This is a genomic window from Bosea beijingensis (assembly GCF_030758975.1).
Taxonomy (GTDB): Bacteria; Pseudomonadota; Alphaproteobacteria; order Rhizobiales; family Beijerinckiaceae; genus Allobosea; species Allobosea beijingensis.
Genome location: NZ_CP132359.1, coordinates 3,810,586 through 3,832,395 on the forward strand (window position 1 = coordinate 3,810,586; position 21,810 = coordinate 3,832,395).

23 protein-coding genes are annotated in these 21,810 nt (G+C 63.8%); 18 read left to right on the forward strand and 5 right to left on the reverse strand.

Translation table 11 applies throughout. From position 1 onward, the window contains the following. Positions 1-47: 47 nt before the first annotated feature. Positions 48-314 carry a DUF2934 domain-containing protein gene (locus Q9235_RS18190; RefSeq protein ID WP_306223200.1) on the reverse strand — a complete coding sequence of 89 codons (267 nt, stop codon included), beginning with the start codon at positions 312-314 and terminating at the stop codon, positions 48-50. 184 nt (positions 315-498) lie between these two features. Between Q9235_RS18190 and glgB the strand changes: the two genes are divergently transcribed. From glgB to treY, 3 genes are all read left to right on the forward strand, one after another. Then, positions 499-2,709: a 1,4-alpha-glucan branching protein GlgB gene (gene glgB, locus Q9235_RS18195; protein ID WP_306223201.1), complete on the forward strand. Its 2,211-nt coding sequence runs from the start codon at positions 499-501 to the stop codon at positions 2,707-2,709. Then, on the forward strand, positions 2,706-4,748 hold the full coding sequence (malQ, locus tag Q9235_RS18200; RefSeq protein WP_306223202.1) for a 4-alpha-glucanotransferase: 2,043 nt from the start codon (positions 2,706-2,708) through the stop codon (positions 4,746-4,748). The genes glgB and malQ overlap by 4 nt, the downstream gene beginning before the upstream one ends. 387 nt (positions 4,749-5,135) lie before the next feature. Next, complete coding sequence (treY, locus tag Q9235_RS18205) at positions 5,136-7,700, forward strand: malto-oligosyltrehalose synthase (RefSeq protein ID WP_306223203.1); 2,565 nt, start codon at positions 5,136-5,138, stop codon at positions 7,698-7,700. A 13-nt stretch (positions 7,701-7,713) separates the two neighbouring features. Here the strand turns inward: treY and treZ are convergent, their stop codons facing one another. After that, complete coding sequence (gene treZ / locus Q9235_RS18210) at positions 7,714-9,432, reverse strand: malto-oligosyltrehalose trehalohydrolase (RefSeq protein ID WP_306223204.1); 1,719 nt, start codon at positions 9,430-9,432, stop codon at positions 7,714-7,716. A gap of 216 nt (positions 9,433-9,648) precedes the next feature. On the opposite strand from treZ, the gene Q9235_RS18215 reads away from it, so the two are divergent. From Q9235_RS18215 to Q9235_RS18225, 3 genes are read left to right on the forward strand one after another with little or no spacing between them, the layout of a single operon-like run. Further along, positions 9,649-10,152, forward strand: coding sequence for a YciE/YciF ferroxidase family protein (locus tag Q9235_RS18215; RefSeq protein WP_306223205.1), 504 nt, complete (start codon positions 9,649-9,651; stop codon positions 10,150-10,152). Between the two features lie 54 nt (positions 10,153-10,206). Then, complete coding sequence (locus Q9235_RS18220; protein ID WP_306223206.1) at positions 10,207-10,977, forward strand: Crp/Fnr family transcriptional regulator; 771 nt, start codon at positions 10,207-10,209, stop codon at positions 10,975-10,977. Continuing rightward, complete coding sequence (locus tag Q9235_RS18225) at positions 10,970-11,668, forward strand: HWE histidine kinase domain-containing protein (protein WP_306223207.1); 699 nt, start codon at positions 10,970-10,972, stop codon at positions 11,666-11,668. The genes Q9235_RS18220 and Q9235_RS18225 overlap by 8 nt, the downstream gene beginning before the upstream one ends. 60 nt (positions 11,669-11,728) lie before the next feature. Here the strand turns inward: Q9235_RS18225 and Q9235_RS18230 are convergent, their stop codons facing one another. Then, positions 11,729-11,971: a DUF6894 family protein gene (locus Q9235_RS18230; RefSeq protein ID WP_306223208.1), complete on the reverse strand. Its 243-nt coding sequence runs from the start codon at positions 11,969-11,971 to the stop codon at positions 11,729-11,731. 203 nt (positions 11,972-12,174) lie between these two features. Here Q9235_RS18230 and Q9235_RS18235 point away from each other — a divergent pair, with 203 nt between their 5' ends. Together Q9235_RS18235 and Q9235_RS18240 are read left to right on the forward strand one after the other, a co-directional pair. Further along, entirely contained in the window at positions 12,175-12,375 is a 201-nt protein-coding gene (locus tag Q9235_RS18235; RefSeq protein WP_306223209.1) for a hypothetical protein, read from the forward strand. Positions 12,376-12,438: 63 nt separating this feature from the next. Next, positions 12,439-12,765, forward strand: a complete 327-nt coding sequence (locus Q9235_RS18240; RefSeq protein WP_306223210.1) for a hypothetical protein — start codon at positions 12,439-12,441, stop codon at positions 12,763-12,765. Between the two features lie 12 nt (positions 12,766-12,777). Here Q9235_RS18240 and Q9235_RS18245 read toward each other — a convergent pair whose 3' ends face one another. Then, on the reverse strand, positions 12,778-13,005 hold the full coding sequence (locus tag Q9235_RS18245; RefSeq protein WP_306223211.1) for a hypothetical protein: 228 nt from the start codon (positions 13,003-13,005) through the stop codon (positions 12,778-12,780). Between the two features lie 3 nt (positions 13,006-13,008). Between Q9235_RS18245 and Q9235_RS18250 the strand changes: the two genes are divergently transcribed. The 5 genes from Q9235_RS18250 to Q9235_RS18270 all read left to right on the forward strand — a co-directional run bounded on the left by Q9235_RS18250 (position 13,009) and on the right by Q9235_RS18270 (position 16,619). Beyond that, on the forward strand, positions 13,009-13,836 hold the full coding sequence (locus tag Q9235_RS18250; protein ID WP_306223212.1) for a peptidase S14: 828 nt from the start codon (positions 13,009-13,011) through the stop codon (positions 13,834-13,836). A 203-nt stretch (positions 13,837-14,039) separates the two neighbouring features. Further along, positions 14,040-14,339: a con-10 family general stress protein gene (locus tag Q9235_RS18255; protein ID WP_306223213.1), complete on the forward strand. Its 300-nt coding sequence runs from the start codon at positions 14,040-14,042 to the stop codon at positions 14,337-14,339. A gap of 63 nt (positions 14,340-14,402) precedes the next feature. Continuing rightward, positions 14,403-15,572: a zinc-dependent alcohol dehydrogenase gene (locus Q9235_RS18260; RefSeq protein WP_306223214.1), complete on the forward strand. Its 1,170-nt coding sequence runs from the start codon at positions 14,403-14,405 to the stop codon at positions 15,570-15,572. Positions 15,573-15,584: 12 nt separating this feature from the next. Beyond that, positions 15,585-16,379 (forward strand): SDR family NAD(P)-dependent oxidoreductase, encoded by a 795-nt coding sequence (locus Q9235_RS18265; protein ID WP_306223215.1) that lies wholly within the window; start codon positions 15,585-15,587, stop codon positions 16,377-16,379. Positions 16,380-16,406: 27 nt separating this feature from the next. Then, positions 16,407-16,619 (forward strand): hypothetical protein, encoded by a 213-nt coding sequence (locus Q9235_RS18270; RefSeq protein ID WP_306223216.1) that lies wholly within the window; start codon positions 16,407-16,409, stop codon positions 16,617-16,619. Between the two features lie 44 nt (positions 16,620-16,663). Here Q9235_RS18270 and Q9235_RS18275 read toward each other — a convergent pair whose 3' ends face one another. Continuing rightward, complete coding sequence (locus Q9235_RS18275; protein WP_306223217.1) at positions 16,664-16,876, reverse strand: hypothetical protein; 213 nt, start codon at positions 16,874-16,876, stop codon at positions 16,664-16,666. A 238-nt stretch (positions 16,877-17,114) separates the two neighbouring features. Between Q9235_RS18275 and Q9235_RS18280 the strand changes: the two genes are divergently transcribed. From Q9235_RS18280 to Q9235_RS18300, 5 genes are all read left to right on the forward strand, one after another. Next, the gene (locus Q9235_RS18280; RefSeq protein WP_306223218.1) at positions 17,115-18,401 is read left to right on the forward strand and encodes a phospholipase D-like domain-containing protein; all 1,287 of its coding nucleotides are present in this window, start codon (positions 17,115-17,117) and stop codon (positions 18,399-18,401) included. Positions 18,402-18,635: 234 nt separating this feature from the next. Beyond that, positions 18,636-19,385: a Crp/Fnr family transcriptional regulator gene (locus Q9235_RS18285; RefSeq protein WP_306223219.1), complete on the forward strand. Its 750-nt coding sequence runs from the start codon at positions 18,636-18,638 to the stop codon at positions 19,383-19,385. Between the two features lie 33 nt (positions 19,386-19,418). After that, positions 19,419-19,691 carry a DUF6894 family protein gene (locus Q9235_RS18290; protein WP_306223220.1) on the forward strand — a complete coding sequence of 91 codons (273 nt, stop codon included), beginning with the start codon at positions 19,419-19,421 and terminating at the stop codon, positions 19,689-19,691. 161 nt (positions 19,692-19,852) lie between these two features. Next, the gene (locus Q9235_RS18295; protein ID WP_306223221.1) at positions 19,853-21,349 is read left to right on the forward strand and encodes a sensor histidine kinase; all 1,497 of its coding nucleotides are present in this window, start codon (positions 19,853-19,855) and stop codon (positions 21,347-21,349) included. 26 nt (positions 21,350-21,375) lie between these two features. Beyond that, complete coding sequence (locus tag Q9235_RS18300; protein WP_061966392.1) at positions 21,376-21,789, forward strand: response regulator; 414 nt, start codon at positions 21,376-21,378, stop codon at positions 21,787-21,789. Positions 21,790-21,810 lie beyond the last annotated feature (21 nt).

Consider the following 21,810-nt stretch of genomic DNA (forward strand, 5'->3'; position numbering starts at 1 on the left):
TGATCAGGCCGAACACGACGCACGCAGCATCTTCGGCAGGACAGCACTCAGCCCTTGGCCTTCGGGGCGGATTTCCGCGCGCCCGCATTCCCGGTCGCCGCCTTCTTGACCGGAACCGTCGCCTTCGGCTTGTCGTCCACGGTCGCCGAAACCCTGCCCTTGGCAGGCTTCCCTGCCTTGCCGGTTTTACCGGTGCTGGCCGTGACCCGCTCCTCGGCGAGGCGCCAGTGCTCGGCATCGCGGCCCTCGGGCTTACCTTCGGCTTCCCAGATCGCGTAGGCGGTATCGCGGACGATCTGTTCCCGGCTCATCATCTATCTCCTCGAAAGGCGGCTGAAGCACGCTGGATGAACTGCATGCCGTATAGTTGGTTCCGACAGATGATCTCGCATGTTCGCGATGGCGGCGAAGCGGAACGCGGAGCCCTTCTGTTGCGTTGCATCATGGCCGATTCCGCAGCCCGGGCGAAACGCCTCTCGTTCTCGGAATAGCCCGCTTATGCGCCAGTCTGCATCTTCTCTGCCCGCCTTGGCCCAGCATGATCTGGTGTTGCTGGAGGAAGGGCGCCATCCCGACCCCTTCGCCGTTCTCGGCCGACATGGCTTCGCCGGCGGCAGCTTCGTGCGCGCCTTCCTGCCCGGCTGCAACTATGCCGAACTCGTCACCGGAGAGGGTGAGGAGCGCAACGCGGTGCCGATGGTCACGAACGGTGACGGCGTCTTCCAGGCGCCTGCGCCGGCCGATATCCCCTACCGCCTCCGCATCTCCTGGCCGGATGGCATCGTCGAGGCGGCTGACCCCTATGCCTTCGGTCTGTCGCTGTCCGAGGACGATATCTATCTCTTCGCCGAGGGGCGGCATTTCGACCTCGGGACACGGCTCGGCGCGAATCCGCGCAGCTTCGACGGCATCGACGGCGTGCTTTTCGCCGTCTGGGCGCCCAATGCCTCCCAGGTGGCCGTTGTCGGCAATTTCAACGGCTGGGACGTCCGCCGCCACCCTATGCGCCGCCGGCTCGGACCGGGTATCTGGGAGCTGTTCATTCCCGGCATCGGCCCGGGCGCCGTTTACAAATACGCGATCACCGGGTCGAACGGCGAAAAGCTCCCCTGGAAGGCCGACCCGCTTGGCCGCCGGCACGAGGAACCGCCGCGCACCGGCTCGATCGTCTCCGCCGCCCCCGATTTCGAATGGGACGACGCCGGATGGCTGAAGAGACGCGAGCGGGCCAATCCGATGGCGGAGCCGCTCGCCATCTACGAGGTTCATGTCGGCTCATGGCTCAGGACGGAATGGGGCAGGATGGGCAGTTGGGAAGAGGCCTGCGACAGGCTGATCCCCTATCTCGAATACATGGGCTTCAGCCATGTCGAGCTCCTGCCGATCACCGAGCATCCCTTCGGCGGCTCATGGGGCTATCAGCCGCTCGGCCTCTTCGCTCCGACCGCGAGGCTCGGACCGCCCGAATCCTTCGCCCGCTTCGTCGACCGCTGCCATGCCGCCGGCATCGGCGTGATCCTGGACTGGGTGCCGGCCCATTTCCCCTCGGACGAGCATGGCCTCGCCCGCTTCGACGGCACGGCTCTCTACGAGCATGAGGACCCTCGCCAGGGCTTCCATCGCGACTGGAACACGCTGATCTACAATGTCGGCCGGCGCGAGGTCCGCGGCTTCCTGATCGCATCGGCGCTATGGTGGTTGGAGACTTTCCATCTCGATGGCCTGCGCGTCGATGCGGTCGCTTCCATGCTTTATCGAGACTACAGCCGCGAGCCTGGAGAATGGGTGCCGAACCATCTCGGCGGTCGCGAGAACCTAGAGGCGATCTCCTTCTTCCAGGAACTCAACACCCTGGTCGGCGCACGCGGGCGCGGCGCCATCACGATCGCAGAGGAATCGACGGCCTGGCCTGGCGTCACCGCGCCGGTCCATCACGGCGGACTCGGCTTCCATTTCAAATGGAACATGGGCTGGATGCACGACACCCTGCGCTATTTCGTGCGGGACCCGATCCATCGCGGCTATCACGGCGACGACGTCACCTTCGGATTGATCTACGCCTTCTCCGAGAACTTCGTCCTGCCGATCTCGCATGATGAAGTGGTCCACGGCAAAGGCTCGCTCATCTCCCGGATGCCCGGCGACGACTGGCAGCGTTTCGCCAATCTGCGGCTGTGCCTCTCCTTGATGTGGACCCATCCGGGCAAGAAGCTGCTCTTCATGGGCTGCGAGTTCGGCCAGGAGGAAGAATGGAATGTCGATGCGCCCTTCCCCTGGCCTGCCGACGACGACGTTCGCCGACGCGGCACAATGCAGCTCGTGCGCGATCTCAATGCCGTCTATCGCGGACACCCCGCGCTTCACCGCCTCGACCATCAGGCGGAAGGTTTCGGCTGGGTGATCGCGGACGATCAGGCCAACGCCGTCTTCGCCTTCACGCGCTCGGCCGGCGACGGCAGGCCCCCGCTGCTGGTGATCGCAAACATGACGCCGGTGCCGCGCCACGACTATCGCGTCGGCGTCGCAGCCGCGGGGCTTTGGGCAGAGCGGCTCAATAGCGATGCCGAAATCTACGGAGGTTCCGGGCTCGGCAATGGCGGTCAGGCTGCGACGACGCCCCTCGCTTCCCACGGGCAAGCACAATCGCTTTCGCTGACCCTTCCGCCGCTCGCTCTTCTGGTGCTGGAGCATGCCGGAGCGGGCGAATGACCGACGACATCTTGCGCCAGCTCGCTGCCCGCGCCGGCATCGCGCCCGAATGGACCGACCAGACCGGCGCCTTGCGACAAGTCTCGCCGGACAGTCTGCGCGCGATCCTGCTCGCGCTCGGCCTGCCCAGCGACACCACCGGAGCTCTGCGCAATTCGCTCGCCGCCGTCGAGGCGCTTCCGCTATCGGGCTCCGCGCGTTTCCTGACCGCCCGCGTGGGGCAGCCGATTGACCTGCCCGCGACCGGCAATGACGCCGGCGAATTCGAAGCCGAACTGGAGAACGGCACTCGCCGCATTCTCAAGGCAGAACGAGCGAGCGATCGCCTCGTTCTGCCGGCCTTCGACGCGCCCGGCTATCACACCCTCCATGTTGGCGAAGAGGCTATCACGCTCGCCGTCGCCCCGGCGCGCTGCGTCACCTTTGCCGATCTGTCGGGAGGCCGGACGGGCTGGGGTCTGGCCGCGCAGATCTATTCCCTGCGCAGCGACGGCGACGGCGGGATCGGCAATTTCGCCGGCGTGGCCGCGCTCGGCCGGGCGACGGCCCGTCTCGGCGCCGATACCCTGGCGATCAGTCCGGTCCATGCCCTCTATGGCGCCCTGCCCGGTCAGTTCAGCCCCTACTCGCCCTCGACCCGGCTCTTCTACAACCCGCTCCATGCCGATCCCGCCGCAGCTCTGCCCGACGCCCTGATCCGCGACGTCATCTCGCGCGAGGGATTGGCGGCAGAGATGGAGCGGCTCTCCGGCCTCGACCGGATCGACTGGCTCGCCGCGACGCCGCTCCGGCACCGCTTCCTGCGTGCGCTCTTCGATCGGCTGGACCAAGCCGGAGAAAGCCGGGCCGCCTTCGAACGCCATGCCGCGGAAGCCTCGCCGCTGCTGCGCTCCCACGCGATCTTCGAAGTCCTGCACGCGGCCGAGCTCGCGCGCGATCCCACGTTGCGCTCCTGGCGGAACTGGCAGCCCAGCTATCGCGATCCGGACAGTCCACAGGTGGCGGCTTTCGCAGAAGCCCATGCCGACGACGTCCGCTACCAGCTCTTCCTGCAATGGCTGACGAGTCTGTCCTATGGCGACGCCCAGCGCGCCTGCCGGGAGTCCGGCATGACCGTCGGGCTCATCGCCGATCTCGCCATCGGCATGGACGGCGCCGGCAGCCACGCCTGGAGCCGTCAGGACGAGATCCTGCACGGGCTGAGCATCGGAGCGCCGCCGGACTATTACGCGGCCGATGGCCAGAACTGGGCGCTGACCACCTTCTCACCGCGCGGTCTCGCGGCCAGCGGCTATGCGCCCTTCATCGAGACCTTGCGGGCTAGCCTGCGTCATGTCGGCGGGATCCGGATCGACCACGTCATGGGGATGAGCCGGCTCTGGCTGGTCCCGGAAGGCGCTGGCGCGCTCGACGGCGCCTATGTCAGCTTTCCCTCCGAGACGCTGTTCCGCCTGATCGCGCTCGAATCGTGGCGCCATCGCGCCATCGTCATCGGCGAAGATCTCGGCACCCTGCCCTATGGCTTCCGCGACGACCTGCGCGAGCAGGGCGTGGCGGGGCTGCGCGTCCTGCGCTTCGAACGTTCCCAGTATGGCTATATCGGGCCATCGGATTGGGATCGCGATGCGGTGGCTCTGACCAGCACCCATGACCTCGTGCCGACTGCCGGCTGGTGGGCGGGTTCCGATCTCGACGCGCCGGGTGAGACAGGCGAAGCTGAGAATGTCAGGGCCTGGGATCGCGGCGTGCTCTGGGGCGCATTCAGGGATGCCGGGTTGGCGGAAGGCGAGCGGCCGCCGCCGGAGGATACCGCCCCTGTCGTCGATGCAGCGATCCGCTATGTCGCGGCGACGCCCTGCACCCTGAAGATCGTGCCGATCGAGGATGCCCTCGGCCTGCGAGTACAGCCCAATGTCCCCGGCACGACTGTCGAGAAGCCGAACTGGCGCCACCGTCTGGAAGGCAACGCCGCCCGGGTGCTCGATGGCGAGGGTCTCCGCGACCGATTGGCGCCGCTGGGAGACAACCGCTCAAATTGATCATTCAGGCGTGAGACGGCCTGACGACACCTGGCGGCCGCCGAGACAGATCCAGCGTTTCCGTAACGCAGCGGTAATGCTCGATAGCATCGCGCAAGGCAGCGCTCTCGATCTCGTCTGAGGAGCCGGGCGTGCATGCGCCCAGCATCTTCAGGCGGGATTGCGCGCGCAGCATGTCGATCGGGGAACGGATCGGAGCAACTTGCATGGTTCACCTCCGGCGGCTGAACGCGCCTCGATATGCCGGGTTCCGCAGACGAGCTGCGATGTTCCGACGCATCCTTTTCTGAGCGCTGGGCGTGATCGCTAGGCTGCGAAACCCAAAGCCTCGAAAGCGCGTTGGATCGGCGGCGGCTGCTCGGATCGGCCGGCGGAAACGGGGGTATCGTGACGCAGGCCTATTCGGTGCTGGCGACCTATCGGCTGCAGTTCCACAAAGACTTTCCCTTCGCGCGCGGCGCGGCGCTGGCCGGATACCTGCGCAGGCTCGGGATCAGCCATGCCTATGCTTCGCCGATCCTGGCCGCCCGCGCCGGCTCGCTGCATGGCTACGACGTCATCAGCTATGACGAGGTCAACCCGGAGCTCGGTGGGATGGACGGGTTCCTGTCTATGGCCGAGGCGCTTCGCGCCGAAGGGATCGGCATCGTCCTCGACATCGTGCCGAACCATGTCGCCGTCGGCGGCGACGACAATGCGATGTGGCTCGACCTGCTCAAGAACGGGCGCGGCAGTCGCTATGCAGACTGGTTCGACATCGACTTCGACGATGCCGATCCGCTACTCGACGGACGGATCCACGCGCCTTTCCTCGGGGAACCCTTCGAGGAGGCACTTGCCGCTGGGAAGATCATGCTGGAGGAGGATCCCCAGAGGAGTGGTTTCGCCCTGCGCTATGGCGAGCATCTCTTTCCGATCCGGCCGGAGGATGACGCCGAGCTGCGCGGTTACTTCCCAGAGGCCCGGCGCGATCCTGACGCCCTGCGTGCTCTGATCGAACGACAGCATTTTCATCTGGACTACTGGCGCAATGCCGGCGACCGGCTCAACTGGCGTCGCTTCTTCGATATCACCCAGCTTGCCGGCATGCGGATGGAGCAACGGGACGCGTTCGAGGCGGCCCATCGCCTTGCCTTCTCGCTTTACGAAGGGGGCTGGATCGACGGCCTGCGTATCGATCATGTCGACGGCTTGGCCGATCCTGCCGGCTATTGCAGGGCTCTGCGAGCCCGTCTCTCGGCGCTGGCACCGCGACGCCCGGACTGGGCTGCACCCGGTCCAGCCTGGATCGTGGTCGAGAAAATCCTGGCATCCGGCGAGGCACTTCCCTCGGACTGGCAAACCGATGGAACGACGGGCTACGACTTCATGGATCAGGCCAGCGCGGTTCTGCATGCAGCAGATGAAGAGAACAGGCTCGGCCTGTTCTGGTCAGAGCTCAGCGGCCGGCCCGCGAACTTCGACGACGAGGAAATCGCGGCACGCCGCGAGATGCTGGACCATGCTTTCGACGGGCAGCTTGAAGCGATTACGGGCCGCCTGATGATGCTTTCCCAGGCTGCAGGCCGCGAGGCCGACATCCCTCGCGGCGCGATGAAGCGGGCCCTCGCAGCTATCACCTGCCACATGCGTTGCTATCGCACCTATCTGACCGGCGGCTGCGCCCCGGAAGATCCCGGTTCCGGCTTCAACGAGGCTGTGGCCGCCGCACGCGCGCAACCGCAGGCCGAGCTGCTCGCGATCGACTTCATCGAGGCCGTTTTGACCGGAATGGAGATGACTTTAGAACCGCGTGCCAGGCGCGCGGTGATCCGGCGCTTCAACCAGCTGACCTCGCCGCTCGCCGCCCGCAGCGTCGAGGATACGGCCTTCTATCGTTATGGACGGCTGCTCTCTCGCAACGATGTCGGCTTCGATGCTGCGCGGTTGACACTGCCCGTCGAAGAATTCCATCGGGCGATGGCCGAGCGGGCTCATCTCCAGCCTGCCGCCATGCTCGCCTTGTCGACGCACGATCACAAGCGCGGCGCCGACGTCCGCGCCCGCCTCGCGACGATCAGCCGGGACCCGCAGTCCTGGATGGACGAGGTGCAAGGCTGGTTTGCAATCAACGCGACGATCCGGCCGGACGGCTTGGACCGGGGCGACGAATACATGCTCTACCAAATGCTCATCGGCACATGGCCGGCTAATGGGATCGCCGGTGACTACGCCGACCGCATCGGTGGGTGGTGGCGCAAGGCCTTGCGCGAGGCAAAGCTGCGCACCGGCTGGGCCGCGCCCAATCAGGCCTATGAACAGCTCGCCGAGGATTTCCTGCATGCCCTCCTGGACCCGCGCGGCAACCGGGGCTTCCACGATACGCTCAAGCGCTATCTCGCGCAGATCGGCCCGGCCGGCGCTCTCAATGGTCTCGCGCAGACCGTTCTCCAGTGCACCGCTCCAGGCGTCCCGGATATCTACCAGGGCAGCGAGTTCTGGGACCTGAGCATGGTCGACCCGGACAACCGGCACCCCGTGGACTTCGCGGTGCGTGAGTCGGCGCTATTGCAGGGCATCGATGAAGATCGCCTCCGCGCCGCCTGGAAAGACGGCTGGATCAAGCAATATCTTCTGCACCGGCTCCTGACTGCATGGCGGCGCCATCCCGCATTGTTCAAGCGCGGCAGCTATCACCCTCTTTCCGTGAGAGGGCCAAGGGCCGGCGACGCGATCGCATTCTGCCGCGAAACAGAGGAAGCGGTGCTCGCGGTCGTCTTGCCGATCGGCTGTGCAGCGGCGGATGTCGATGAAGCGCTTTCTCTGCGCGGGGAACGGTGGGGCGATACCGGCGTCACATTGCCGGCTTCGGCCTCGCACTGGGAGCCGCTCCTCGGGCCACCGGCTTCGGAGAGACAGGTAAAGCTCGCGGATCGGGGGCTCGGCTGCCGCGTGCTGCTGGGCCATCGCTGAGCAGGTAACCGCCCTACGACAGGAAGGCGCGGAACGACCTGGGCCCGAGGCGCAGGCCGTCCGCTCCATTTTCCACCTCGCCCAGAGCGAAGATCGCCGCGCCGTCCGCCAGGCCACCGGCCACAGCATCGTCGCCGAAATTCGCCATGAGCGTCAAAATCCCTCCACCAAGGGCCCAGGACGCCCGAACGGCGGCCGGGCCTAGCACTGCTGCGCCCAGGCTGCGGCAGTCGTCGAGATGAGGGACGATCCGGTCGCGCCTGAGCATGATGAGCTGCCGGTAGAACGCGTTCCATTCGACGCTATCATCGGCGGCGACGGGCTTGCTGGCAGCAAAGGTTGCCGCGGAATTGGGATCGAAAAGCGGTCGCTCCCCTTCTGGATCGAGATGAGCGAATTCGCGCCTGCGACCTTCCCTGACAGCTTGGGCGAGCTCCTCGTGATGATCGGTGAAATACAGGAAGGGAGCGCGGCTACCCTCCTCTTCGCCCATAAAGATCAGCGGAATCTGTGGGGTCAGCAGCAGCAGCGCGACGGCGACCCTGACCGCGGCCGGATCGGCCAGGGCCAGCAGGCGTTCGCCGAAGAGGCGGTTGCCGATCTGGTCATGGTTCTGCAGGCAGTTGACGAAGCGATCGGGCGTCAAATGTGCGCTTGACCGCCCGCGCGGCTCGCCGCTGAAAGAAGCGATCTCACCCTGGAACGCGAAGCCTTCCGCCAGCACGCGCGCAAGATGGCGGGCCGGTTCGGCGGCGAAGCTGCCGTAATAGGTGCTGGCCTCGCCCGTCAGCAGGACATGAACGGCGTGATGGAAATCGTCGTTCCACTGCGCGTCGAAATGCGAAAGCAGCCGGGAGTCGTTGGCGTCGTTCTCGACAACGAGCTGGATATCGCGCTCCGCCGGAATGGCATTACGGACCTCCCGTCCGAACTCCATGAGGAAATCGAGCGAGGGGATGGCATGGACGGCGTCGAGCCGCAGCCCATCGAACCGGTACTCGTCCAGCCATTGGATCGCGCAGGCGATGAAATAAGCGCGGACCTCCGGGCGATCGAAGTCGATCGCCGCACCCCATGGCGTATGGCTGCCGGGGTGGAAGAATTGCGGCGCATAAGCGTGCAGATAGCAGCCATCCGGGCCGAAATGATTGAAAACAACGTCGAGATGGATCGCAAGGCCGAGTTCATGCGCCTGATCGACCAGTCGCTTCAATTCGCTGGGAGATCCGTATGCGGCGGCGGGCGCGAAAGGTAGAACGCCGTCATAACCCCATGACCGCTCGCCCGGGAAATCGGCGATGGGCATGAGCTCGACGGCCGTGACGCCCAATTGGGCCAGACGCGGCAATTCCGCGGCTATCCCTGCGAAGCCGCCGGCAAGGCCGGGATGAATTTCGTATAGTACAGTCTCACGCCAAGGCCTGCCGCACCAGCCGCCGCAGCGCCAGGAATAAGCCGAGTCAGTAAGGACGCTCCAGCCATGAACCCCGCCCTTCTGCTGGCGCGAGGCGGGGTCCGGGAAGGTCAGCCCGTCCGGAGAGCGATAGCGGTAACGGGTTCCGAACGGCAGATCGGCGCGGTGCTCGAACCAGCCGCCGCCGGTCGCGGCCATCGGAAGGCTAACCGGTTCTCCGTCGATGTCGATCGAAACCGTCGCGAGCGCGGGCGCCCATAACCTGAACGTCGCAGCCGAGCCAGTCCTCCAGGCACCGAAGCGAACCGTCTCCATCATCGACACGCATCGCGTCGGGGACGCTGGTATCTGCACGACATGCCTATTCCTGCCGTCACCATCTGTTGTGCGGGTCGCAAACCGGCAACGCACCTCCGAGGTTCCGGCCTTTTCTCGTAATTTGTACGCATTGGAACATTCGGCGCGGGACAAAGGGAACGCCTGCGGCGCCGTCCCGTTTTGTGGGAATACGCAACCCCAAAACGGGAGATGACGATGGGTTGGTTTTCAAAGGACATCGCAACGATGGACGACCTCTTCGTCCACACGCTTCAGGACATCTATTATGCGGAGAACCAGATCAGGAAGTCGCTTCCCGACATGATCGCGAAGGCGACGAACTCCGAGCTGAAAAGCGGATTCGAAATGCATCTTCGTCAGACCGACGGGCATATCGACCGGCTGAAACAGGTCTTTCGCCTGCACGGCGCGGAGGAAAAGGGGGTCACCTGCCCCGCGATCGACGGCATCCTCGAAGAAGCCAGCGATATCGCCGGAGACGTGGCCGACAAGCAGGTGCTGGATGCCGCATTGATCGCCGCCGCGCAGGCCGTCGAGCATTACGAGATCACGCGCTACGGCACCCTCGTCGCTTGGGCCAAGCAACTCGGCCGCGAGGATTGCGCCTCCCTTCTCCAGCAGACGCTCGACGAGGAGGACGCCACCGACAAGAAGCTGTCGAAGCTCGCCCTCAGCGGCGTCAACCGAAAAGCGGCCTGAGCGAGCCGACAACGACCACGCCACTGTACGGCTCCGTACAGTGGCGGAACGCTCATGCCATTCGATCGTTTTACGCTGATGGCGGAGCATCATGACTTTTTTCTAAGAAAGCTCAGTCTCGGCATCGAGCTGTCGCCGGAAGATCGTGCGGCGCTGGTCGGGCTTTGCACGCCAGCTCGGCGGGTCGAGCCGCGGACTGATCTCGCAGACGAGGGCAGCCCACGCGGCGGTCTCATCCTGGTTCTGAGCGGCTGGGCCTGCCGCTATCGCGTTCTGGCAAATGGCAATCGCCAAATCACGGGCCTCCTGCTTCCAGGCGATTTTTCTCAGCCTTTCGGCATCACGCCGCAGAGATGGTCCTGCTCGCTGATGGCTCTGACGCCAGCTACGGTCTGCGAGCTTTCGCCGCGAGCGCTACGCTCTCTTGCCCTGGCTCACCCAACCATCGAGGATGCCCTTTGGCTTGACCTTTATCTTGAGCGTGACCTCGCCAGCGAACTTATCGTCAGTCTCGGCCGGCGCAGTGCGAGCGAACGCCTCGCCTGCATGCTGTGCGAGATTTACTCCAGATTGAAAGCCGTCGGGTTGGTCGATGAACGGAGTTTCGACCTGCCGGTCACACAAGCCGATCTGGCGGACCTGCTGGGATTATCGGCCGTCCACATCAATAGGTCGCTCATGGATTTGCGTCGGCGCCGGCTCATCACTTGGCATGGTCGTCGCTTCGAAATCCTACGCCTGCGCGAACTGCTCGATCTTGCCCAGGTCGAACCGGTTTATTCTGCTTCCTTGTTGTCCGGGACCCCGGAGGTAGCTCATGGATGAGCGGGTCCTGCAAGAAGAAATTCAGCGGTTGCGCGTCGACAACAGACGCCTCCGTCGCCTGCTGGAAGCTGCCAACGCGCCGGCCGAGCTACGCCACCGTATGCGCTCGACCATCGCACTGTTGCTGCAGGTCATCAGGCAGTCGGCCCATCGCGCAACGAGCATCGACAGCTACGTTGCGCATCTCGCTGAGCGCGTCGAAGCCATCTCCCGAGCTCAGGCTGCTGCCGACGATCAGGGCTCGATCGACCTGCATTCGCTCCTGTCGGAGGAGCTGACCCGGTTTCGTGTACTGGAAGGAGAGCGGCTGGAGCTCTCAGGGCCCACCGTGCGCTTCAATGCCCGGCCAGGACAGAGCATCGCTCTTGCGTTTCATGAACTCGCGCTCAATGCCATCGAACACGGCCCCTTGGGCTTGGATGACGGAAGACTCCGTATCCGATGGCATTTCGAAGACAAATCACAGCACCACGAGCTTGTGCTGGAATGGCGGGAAAGCGGTGCTGAATCATGTCCTTCGTCGGAGGCAGGTTTCGGAACACAGACTTTGACAGCAATGCTGTTTCACGAACTCGGGGCGCAGACCTCGCTATTCCATCATGAGCGCGGCACATCCTGCACGATCCGAATTCCATGGAACGAGAGACTGGGCTCGGTTCTCGACGAACAGCTCGTGCCGCTGTTCCGTTGATCGCCGCGACCGGCGATCCGGCGCATCACGCGCCGCTCACGCAAAGCGTATTTCGGCCGCTTAACGGTAATTGTGCCAATGGCCTTCAAGCATCAGCTTGGCGCTGTAGATAGCCTTGCCGCTGGTGTCGCGCACGGAAACTGTGAAAGTCCTGTGATCTCCATTCGGCAGCTCGTCCCTCGCCATGTCGGGCAGGGCGTCGAGCGCGGCCCTCCGTGCTGCCTCCGCATCGGGGAACTCCTGCCCAACGTTGTCGATGAGCGGTCGCTGCCCGTCGGATGTGTCGATGAAGTAGCGTGGCATGGTGCGGGTCCTGATCGGGCAAGCCCCGTCGAAACGGCCCCGCTTGCCAGCCGGTTCCATCACACCGCCACAGCCCTAGTGACACGGCCTTTTGCATCACAGGTTAATGACATCGCCGAAATCCCGCGAAAATTCGCACTGCTCTAACCTGGGTAAAGGCGGATGGCGCCCGACAAGGACAGGCTCAAGCAGGAGGCCATGCCATGCAGAGCCCGACCGATCGCCTCGACCCAACGTTTTCCCTAGATGCCATCGTCACGCCGGAGCAGTTTCGCGACGCACTGTCACGCCTCAGGGGGCTGGAAATCGAAGGAGAGAATTCTCCACGAAGCCGCGAGCGGGCCGCGCTTGAAATCGGCATATGCCGCTATCTCGCCAATTGCGAGCTACGCGTCAGAAACTGACGACTCCTTGGTGCGCTCGCAGACAGATCGCCCACCAGCCGAACTTTCTGCTGCGATGCCTGTTTGCCGATCGCGGCGCGCATCGCTTCGCGCGCTCCGCTGCAAGCGTTTGAAAAGGAAACGACCATGAAGGGACGAGCTCTCGCAGTCGAACTCGGCAGCCGCTATCCCGGTCAGGATTGGATGGCGCAGCTCTGCGAACGTTCGAAGGAGCCCCGCGACAAGGTGGAGTGGCATCTTCAGGAGGATATGGACTTGCCGGAGCAGATCGCCGAGGCAGGCCGGCAGATGCTCGAGAAGGAATCGAAGTTGCCTTCCGGCAAGCTCGATATCGACGATCTTCCGATGGCTGGCGTGCCGGAATTTCTCGGCAAACTGCACAAGGATTGAAGCAAAGGGCTTTTATCCCGACTTCGATCCCTTGGTATCGCGCTCACGCCCGTGACCTTCGCCTTGCGTCGCGTCGCCCGATCCTGAGAGCACCACCGGGTTGGCACTGACCAGGCCGCCTGCGTTCGGATCGGCTTCCGTCGGAGCGAACTGGCCTTTCGCATCGCGTTGCGCGGCCTTTCCCGTCTTCGCCTGCTGATCCAGCTTCTCGTCCAGCTTGTTTTTCCCGCGTGTGAGCATTGCGTGTCCTCGCTTTGTGAAGTGGCTCCGGACCATCAAAGCCACCATCTTCAACCCCGCGGGCGACCGATGGTTTCCGATCCACAGCCCGGCCGCCAGGAAACGTTCGGCACAGCACGGTCGGAAGCTGAGCGCGGGCGCCGCCATCCGGTTCCACGTGGGAACTGGCCGCAGGGCTCGCGAGTTTCGGCGCCAAATCAACCGACTGATGGAATGAGAATGAGCCTGCCCACATCCGCCGGGCCCGACGATGCCGCGCCCGATCTCTTCCGCCCGCTGCAAGCTCGGGATTTCCTGAACCCGCCGATCCTGCTGGCCGGTGTCGTCGATAACCTGATGTATGCCTTCTTCCGGGATCGTCTGATGACGGCGCCGCTGGAAGGCGTCGTCGTCATCGAGCTCAGCACCTTGGGAGGCGACCCAGAGGTGGCTCGGATGATGGGAGAGGATATTCGGTTCCACAGCGAGCAGGAGCCGAACCGGCGCTTCGTTTTCCTCGGCAAGGCTGCGATCTACTCGGCCGGCGCCACATTCATGAGCTTCTTCGCCCGCCCGAACCGTTACCTGACGCGCGGCACACGGCTCATGATCCACGAGCGCAAGTTGCAGGCCAATGTCATCCTCGACGGTCCTCTGACCATGTGCATCGCCAACCTCAAAGCGAAGCTCAACGAGATCGAGCATTCGATCCAGATCCAGAACGAAGGCTTCCAGAACCTCATCGCCGGTTCGTCGGTCAGCATGGAGCAGGTGCTCAAGCTGGCGCCCGAGAACTGGTATATCGAGGCCAACGAGGCCATGAATCTCGGCCTCATCGAAGGCGTCATCTGAGAAGCGGGCACTGGCGCCGTGCCCGATCGCAACCCCGTTACATCGCCGCCCTTAAATAGATCTGCGAGCGTACGGTTCGACATATCGGCGCGATCAGTGCGTTAGCGCACCGAGCTCCAGAGCCCGCGAACATCTTCGAGCCTCCATCCGTTCGTCTCCCGAGCCTTCGGGTTCTCCCTGCACCGAACAATTGGAGGTTTGCCATGGCAAACAACAACGACCAGCGCGGCTTCGGCTCCATGGACGAGGACAAGCAACGCGATATCGCGTCGAAGGGCGGCCAGAGCGTGCCGGCCGAGAAGCGCAGCTTCTCGCAGGATCACGACCTCGCCTCCGAGGCCGGCCGCAAGGGTGGCGAAAGCAGCGGCGGCGATCGTCAGCAGCAGGCGAGCGGCAACGACCGCGGCCAGCAAGGCGGCGATGGCAACCGCGGCGGTTCCAGCAACTTCGCCAATGATCGCGAACGCGCCTCCGAGGCCGGCCGCAAGGGCGGTCAGAGCTGATCTGGCTATGGCTGTCCCGCTTTCGGGCGGGACAGCCAGTTCCATCTCCGTCGGGAGGGTACCGTGAAGGCTCTGGTTTGGCATGGAAAGAACGACATACGCTGCGAGGCGGTGCCTGATCCTGCGATCGAGCACCCGCGCGATGCCATCATCAAGGTGACGGCCTGCGCCATCTGCGGTTCCGATCTTCACATCTTCGACGGCGTCATCCCGCAGATGAAAAGCGGAGACGTGATCGGCCATGAGACGATGGGCGAGGTCGTCGAAGTCGGCTCCGAGAACAGCAAGCTGAAGGTTGGTGACCGCGTCGTCGTGCCGTTCACGATCTCCTGCGGCGAATGCTTTTTCTGCAAGCGCGGCTATTTCTCCGCCTGCGAGCGCTCGAACCCCGACCGGGAAAAGGCCGCCAAGCTCTGGGGCAATTCACCGGCTGGGCTGTTCGGCTACTCGCATCTGCTCGGCGGCTATTCGGGCGGCCAGGCGGAATATCTGCGTGTGCCCTATGCCGATATCGGCCCCCTCAAGGTTCCGTCAGGTCTCTCCGACGAGCAGGTCCTGTTCCTATCCGACATCTTCCCGACCGGATACATGGCAGCCGAGTTCTGCGATATCCAAGGCGGCGAGACCATCGCGATCTGGGGCTGCGGGCCGGTCGGACAATTCGCGATCAAAAGCGCCTTCCTGCTCGGCGCCGAGCGGGTGATCGCCATCGACACGGTGCCTGAGCGCCTCGAACTGGCGCGCCGGAGCGGCGCGCTCACGCTCGATTTCATGAGTGAGGATATCTACGAACGCATCATGGAGCTGACCGCCGGGCGCGGCGCCGATGCCTGCATCGATGCTGTCGGCACCGAGCCGGAAACCATGGCAAGCGCGGATTCGATCCTCGACCGGATCAAGGTCGCGACCTTCATGGGCACGGACAGGCCGCATGTGCTGCGCCAGGCTATCCACTGCTGCCGCAATTTCGGCGTCGTCTCGATCGTCGGCGTCTATGGCGGCTTTCTCGACAAGATACCGATGGGATCGGCGATCAATCGCGGCCTGACCTTCCGCATGGCCCAGACGCCGGTTCAGCACTACATGCCGAAGCTGCTCCAGCTGATCGAGGACGGGAAGATCGACCCCGGCTTTGTCATCACGCACCGGGCTTCGCTTCAGGAAGGCCCCGAGCTCTACAAGACATTTCGCGCCAAGCAGGACGGCTGCATCAAGGCCATCATGACCCCGTGAAAGGAGCATTCCATGGGACAGGCAACGCCAACGACCAAGCTCGCCGTGGTCACCGGCGCCTCCTCGGGCATCGGCTATGAACTCGCCTTGCAATGTGCCGGGCAAGGCTTCGACCTCGTTATCGCAGCCGACGAGGCGGAGATCCACCAGGCCGGCGACAAGTTGCGCCGGATGGGCGTGGCCGTGGAGGCTGTCGAAGCCAATCTCGCGACGACCGAAGGCTGCGACAAGCTCTACGCCGCCCTTCGGGGTCGCGCCGTCGATGCCTTGCTCGCCAATGCAGGGCGGGGCCTCGGCCGTGCCTTCGTCGATCAGGACTGGCAGGATATCCGCTATGTCATCGACACGAACGTCACCGGCACCGTCTATCTGATCCAGAAGATCGCCCGCGACATGCGCGATCGCGGTGCCGGCCGCATTTTGATCACCGGCTCGATCGCCGGCTTCATGCCGGGTACTTTCCAGGCCGTCTATAACGGCACGAAGGCGTTCCTCGATTCCTTCTCCTTTGCGATCCGTGCCGAACTTGCCGAGACCGGCGTGACCGTCACCTGCCTGATGCCGGGCGCGACGGAAACCGAGTTCTTCGAGCGCGCCGACATGCTCGACACCAAGGTCGGCACCGATGTGAAGGACGACCCTGCCGAGGTCGCGAAGACCGGGTTCGACGCGATGATGGCGGGAGAAGGCGATGTCGTCAGCGGCTGGTACAACAAGCTTCAGTCCGCGATCGCGAATGTGACTCCGGCCAGCGTCCTGGCCGAGCAGCACCGCAAGATGGCCGCTCCCGGCACCGCGAAGCGCTGAACGGGACAAGAGCGCGAGGAGCGAACAATGTCTGCAAGCCAGAAGACAGAGACCGATTTCGACCGAGCCCGCGAGCGGGTCGAGGGCCACCTGTCTGATCGGGATGGAAAGGGCGACAAGCTGACACCGCCGGATGGTCCGCACGCCACGGAAGGGGCGACGGATAAGGCAAAGACCCCGGGAAGCGGCGCGCTGTCATCGTCTCGTCCGCGTGATGACATCGAGACAGGCACAGGTTGAGACAGGCCTTGTCTCCGCTCCTGCCTGTCGATGGCGACGATCTTTTACTGTCGTAGTGCCGGCAGCTTTTGAAGGTCGGTACGACTCTTCGGCCCATCGCGCCGATCGACTTGACCAGACTGACGCTCGCGAAGCGTATCGGCGTGATAGAAGTTGAAGCCCACGAAGATCGCTACGATCATCGCCGCAATGACGGCGACGATCATCAAGGCGGCTCTACCAGCCTTCCGAGGCGGCGGCGTGTGATTCTCGGTCATGCAGGCCCGCCTTCGAGAGATGCGGTCATCTTGATCGAACGCCGGCCGGCCGAGCACGTTCCCTCGCTCCAGAATCCGTTGCCTTCAAAGAAATCCGTTGCCCCTCCCCACGGCCGGCCTATTCGCGGGAACCGGGTCACTTGGATGGTGTTCTAAGATCGCCGGCCACGTTGGCTTGGTCACACAGCCTTTGAGAACGAACCGGCACGCAATTGATGCCCCTCCCTTTCAAGCCAGCATGCCCATGACGCTCCGACGGCACCCTCTCGTCATCGCGCTCATCTCGGCCGTTCTGGGTATCGTGGGCTGTCTCGTCGTCGGCAACCTGCTGCCGGAGCCGCAGGAGCTGAAGCAACCGCTACCCCATCACCTTGCCTCGTCGGATCGTCAGCTCAGGACGTCGATGGGCGCCCTCTTCGGCTCGAACTACGTGCCCGGCAACAAGGTCGAGACGCTGGTCAACGGGATCAGAATCTTCCCCGCGATGCTGACAGCCATTCGCGAGGCGCGGCAGACGATCAGCTTCGAGACCTATATCTACTGGCGCGGCGCCATTGCCGAGGAGTTTGCCGATGCCCTTTCGGCAAAGGCACGGGATGGATTGAGCGTAAAGGTGCTGCTCGACTGGGTCGGCAGCCTGCCGATGGACGAGCAGCTCATCCAGCGGATGCAAGACGCCGGCGTCGAGGTCGTCCGGTTCCGCCCGGTCACCTGGTACACGCTCGACCGGGTCAACAACCGCACCCATCGGAAGCTGCTTGTCGTCGACGGGCGTGTGGGTTTCACCGGCGGCGTCGGCATCGCCGATGAATGGAACGGCGATGCGCGCACGCCAAACGAATGGCGCGACACTCACTATCGCATCGAAGGGCCGGCCGTGGCGGAATTCCAGGCCGCCTTTGCCGAGCACTGGATCGAGGCGACCGGGGAGCTGCTCCTGGGCGACCGCTTCTTTCCGGAGATCGCCCCGGCAGGCGACCACGCCGCGCAGGTCGTCGTCAGCTCGACCCATCAGCGCAATACCCTGCATCTCATGCTGATGACCGCGCTCGCCGCCGCGCAGAAGAGCATTCGCATCGCGACGCCCTATTTCGTTCCCGACGACCTGACGCGCCAGCAGCTTCTCGAAGCCCGCAAGCGCGGCGTCGAGATCGAGATCATCGTGCCGGGGCCCCGCACGGATGCGCGTATCGTCAGGAAGGCGTCGCGACACCTCTGGGGCGACCTGCTCCAGGCCGGCGTGAAGATCAGCGAGTATCAGCCGACCTTCTTTCACTGCAAGCTCGTCATCGTCGACGATGTCTGGGCCTCCGTCGGCTCGACGAATATCGACGACCGCGCCCTCAGGCTGAACGACGAAGCCAACATCAACCTGTTCGATCGGGACTTCGCCAGAACCCAGACGGCCTTGTTCGACAAGGATGCCGCAGCCTCCCGCCCCTATACCTTCTCGGACTGGCAAAGCCGTTCACCCAGCGAGAAATTCTCGGACTGGCTCTCCAGCCTCGCTCGATCGCAGATCTGACATGGTGCATGACTTCATTCGTTGAGCATCAGCGCGCTGTCACGCTTCCTCGGAAGGCACAACCCAGCCAGCAAGCACACCGCCGTGCCAAGAGGCCGGCAGCTCCAACAACCGATCCATGCCGAAATCAGAATCGGGAGCTTTCATAACGCTGCGGCTCATATAGCATTTGATGCAGCGCGAGACGGCACGATCTCATATCTGCGAGACGTCATCCGACGTGGCAGGAAACGAATGGACAAGCAGCACTATCTGGAACGGCTCGTTCTCAAGCTGGAAACCCATGTCCCCCTACCCCCGGCCGAGCGGGAGAAACTGCTGCAACTGCCGCTCACCTTGAAGCGCCTGGAAGCCAATCACGACATTGTCCGCGAAGGAGAACTCACGCAGCAGTGTTGCCTCGTCGCCGAAGGGCTGGTCTGTCGCTACAAGATCGTTGGCGACGGTGCGCGGCAGATATTGTCGCTCCACCTTCCCGGCGACATTCCGGACATCCACTCTCTCCTGATCGAGCGCATGGATCATTGCCTGGGAACGCTGACGCCGGCGGTGGTCGGTCTCATCCCGCACGAAGCGGTCAGGTCTCTTACGCGGGCTTCCTATCGGATATCGGAAGCGTTCTGGCGCGAAACGCTCATCGAAGCCTCGATTTATCGTGAGTGGATGGTCGGTATCGGGCGCCGCGCGGCGCCGAGCCGGATCGCCCATCTGCTCTGCGAGTTCATCACCAAGATGACGGCGATCGGCTTGTCCGACGGCGTGACCTGCAATTTGCCTTTGACACAGCCTGAGATCGCCGACGCGCTCGGCCTGTCGACGGTTCACATGAACAAGAAGCTCCGGGAAATCCGGGAAGCCAGACTTGTTCGGATCAGGGCCAATCGACTGACGGTTCTGGACTGGAAAGGCCTTTGCAGTTTGGCTGAGTTCGATCCGGATTATTTGCATCTCCAACCCGGCGCCGCCAAAATCAAAGACGATTGAGGAACAGGTTTGCCTTGGCTGCATTAGGCAGGCATGCCCAGCTATTTCTTTCACACGCGCGATGGACAGAAGCTCGAAATCGACGAGGAGGGTACGGATTTACCCGACGACCAAAGCGCGCGAAATGCCGCGAAGGAACTGCTGGCGGCCCTGAATCGCGAAAAGCTGCCCAACGGTGATCACATGTCCCTTTCGGTCACCGTGCAGAACGCCGACGGCGTGGACATCTACGTTGCGAACTTGCGCCTCGATGGCGCCTCCGCTGACATTCCGCCCGGTCCGAAGATCAGGAAGCCGGATCGATAAAACGGGCTGGCGGCGGCTTCATGCTGATGCTTCGCTGAGGCAGTCGACCGCATCGCAGACTGCGGCCATGCACAGGGAGGAGCGAGGCGCAATAGCATTTGTTATTGCTCCCAGAGCTTTGATCGTTGCAGAGAGGTGCGTCTCTCCAGCTGGTTCCGTGCATGCCTATCTCCCAGGCGTTCTTCCGACGCTCGAACGCCCTGCTTTTGGCCATAGGCATTGCAGTGCTGGTCGCCATCGTGGCGACGTCCCTGTGGCTCACGAGCGCGAGTGAACGCTATTTCGGCGAGGTGACGGCTGCCCGCGCTGTGCGGAGCGCCGCCGCCGATCTTCTCTCGCTCGTGCAGGATGCGGAGACCGGCCAGCGTGGTTTCCTGCTCACCCGGGACGAGACCTATCTGGAGCCCTATAATGTCGCGGTTTCCAGGCTGACCGACCAGCGCGCGAAGCTGGAACGCGCCGCCGCCAAGCTGCGCGAGGTAGGCCCGCTGCTTCAGCGCGTGACGAGCGAGCTCGACCAGAAGATGGCCGAACTGGCAGCAACGGTCGAGGCGACGCGCAGAGGCGACATCGAGACGGCCGTGCAAATGGTTCGCAGCGGAACCGGCAAGCGGCTCATGGACGAGTTGCGGACCGATCTGAACGCTATTCTGGCCAATTCCGAAGCGGAGCTGAGGGAAGCGATCGACGCGCAGCTCACCGCCTCGACGCGGCTGCGCTGGACGACGATCATCGGCGCGATCCTGATCCTCGCCATGGCCGGCGCGGCGAGCTGGACGATCATCAGCTATACCCGTGAACTCGTCGCGGCACGTCGCGAGGTCGAAACGCTGAATGTCGGGCTTGAAGAACGCGTGCGCGAACGAACGGACGCCCTCGTCAAGGCGAACGAGGAGGTCCAGCGCTTCGCTTATATCGTGACGCATGATCTGCGCGCGCCGTTGGTGAACATCATGGGCTTCACCAGCGAACTCGAGGCGATGTTCAAACCGATCGACGCGTACGTGGCCGCTGGGCCGACTGCTAGCCCGGAGCAGAAGGCTGCGGCCGAGGAGGCTCTGCGGGTCGATGTGGCCGAGGCGATCGGCTTCATCCGCTCGTCGACGCGCAAGATGGACGGTCTCATCAACGCAATCCTCAAGATCTCCCGCGAAGGCCGGCGCGAATTGCGGGTGGAGACCGTCGACCTGACCGGGCTCATCGAGACGGCCGCAGCGGCGGTCCACCATCAGGCCAGCGCGGAGGAAGGCGGTGGGATCGCGCTCGACTCGCAGGTTCCGCGTATCGTCAGCGATCGCCTGTCGCTTGACCAGATCATGGGCAATCTCCTCGACAATGCGATCAAATACCGGGCGCCCGACCGCCCGGTCCAGATTGCCGTCCGCACGCGCCGGGAGCGCCGTGGCTGGGTGAAGATCGAGATCGAGGACAATGGCCGCGGCATTGCGGCGACGGACCACGAGCGCATCTTCGAGCTGTTCCGGCGCTCGGGCGCGCAGAACACGGCGGGCGAGGGCATCGGCCTCGCCCATGTCCGCACGATGGTCCGCAATCTCGGCGGTGACATCGCCGTGCGCTCAGAACTTGGAAAGGGCACGACCTTTACCGTGACCCTGCCCCCCGACCTCGCGGCCTACAGACGGAGTGCTGAAGCGTGACCAATGGAAAGCCCGTCTCGATCATCATGATCGAGGATGATGAAGGCCATGCCCGCCTCATCGAAAAGAACATCCGCCGCGCCGGCGTCAGCAACGAGATCATCCCCTTCGCCAACGGCACGGATGCACTGAACTATCTGTTCGGCTCCGATGGTTCCGGCGCCGTCAGCGCCGGCCGCCAGCTCCTGATCCTGCTCGACCTCAACCTGCCGGATATGGGTGGCGTGGACATCCTCGAGAAGGTGAAGGCGAACACGCATACCAAGCGCTCGCCGGTGGTCGTGCTCACCACGACCGACGACAGCCGCGAAATCCAGCGCTGCTACGATCTCGGCGCTAATGTCTATATCACCAAGCCCGTGGACTATGACGGCTTCGCCAACGCGATCCGCCAGCTCGGGCTGTTCTTCTCCGTGATCCAGGTCCCGGAAACACCATGACCGGCTTGCGTGGCCGCCGCT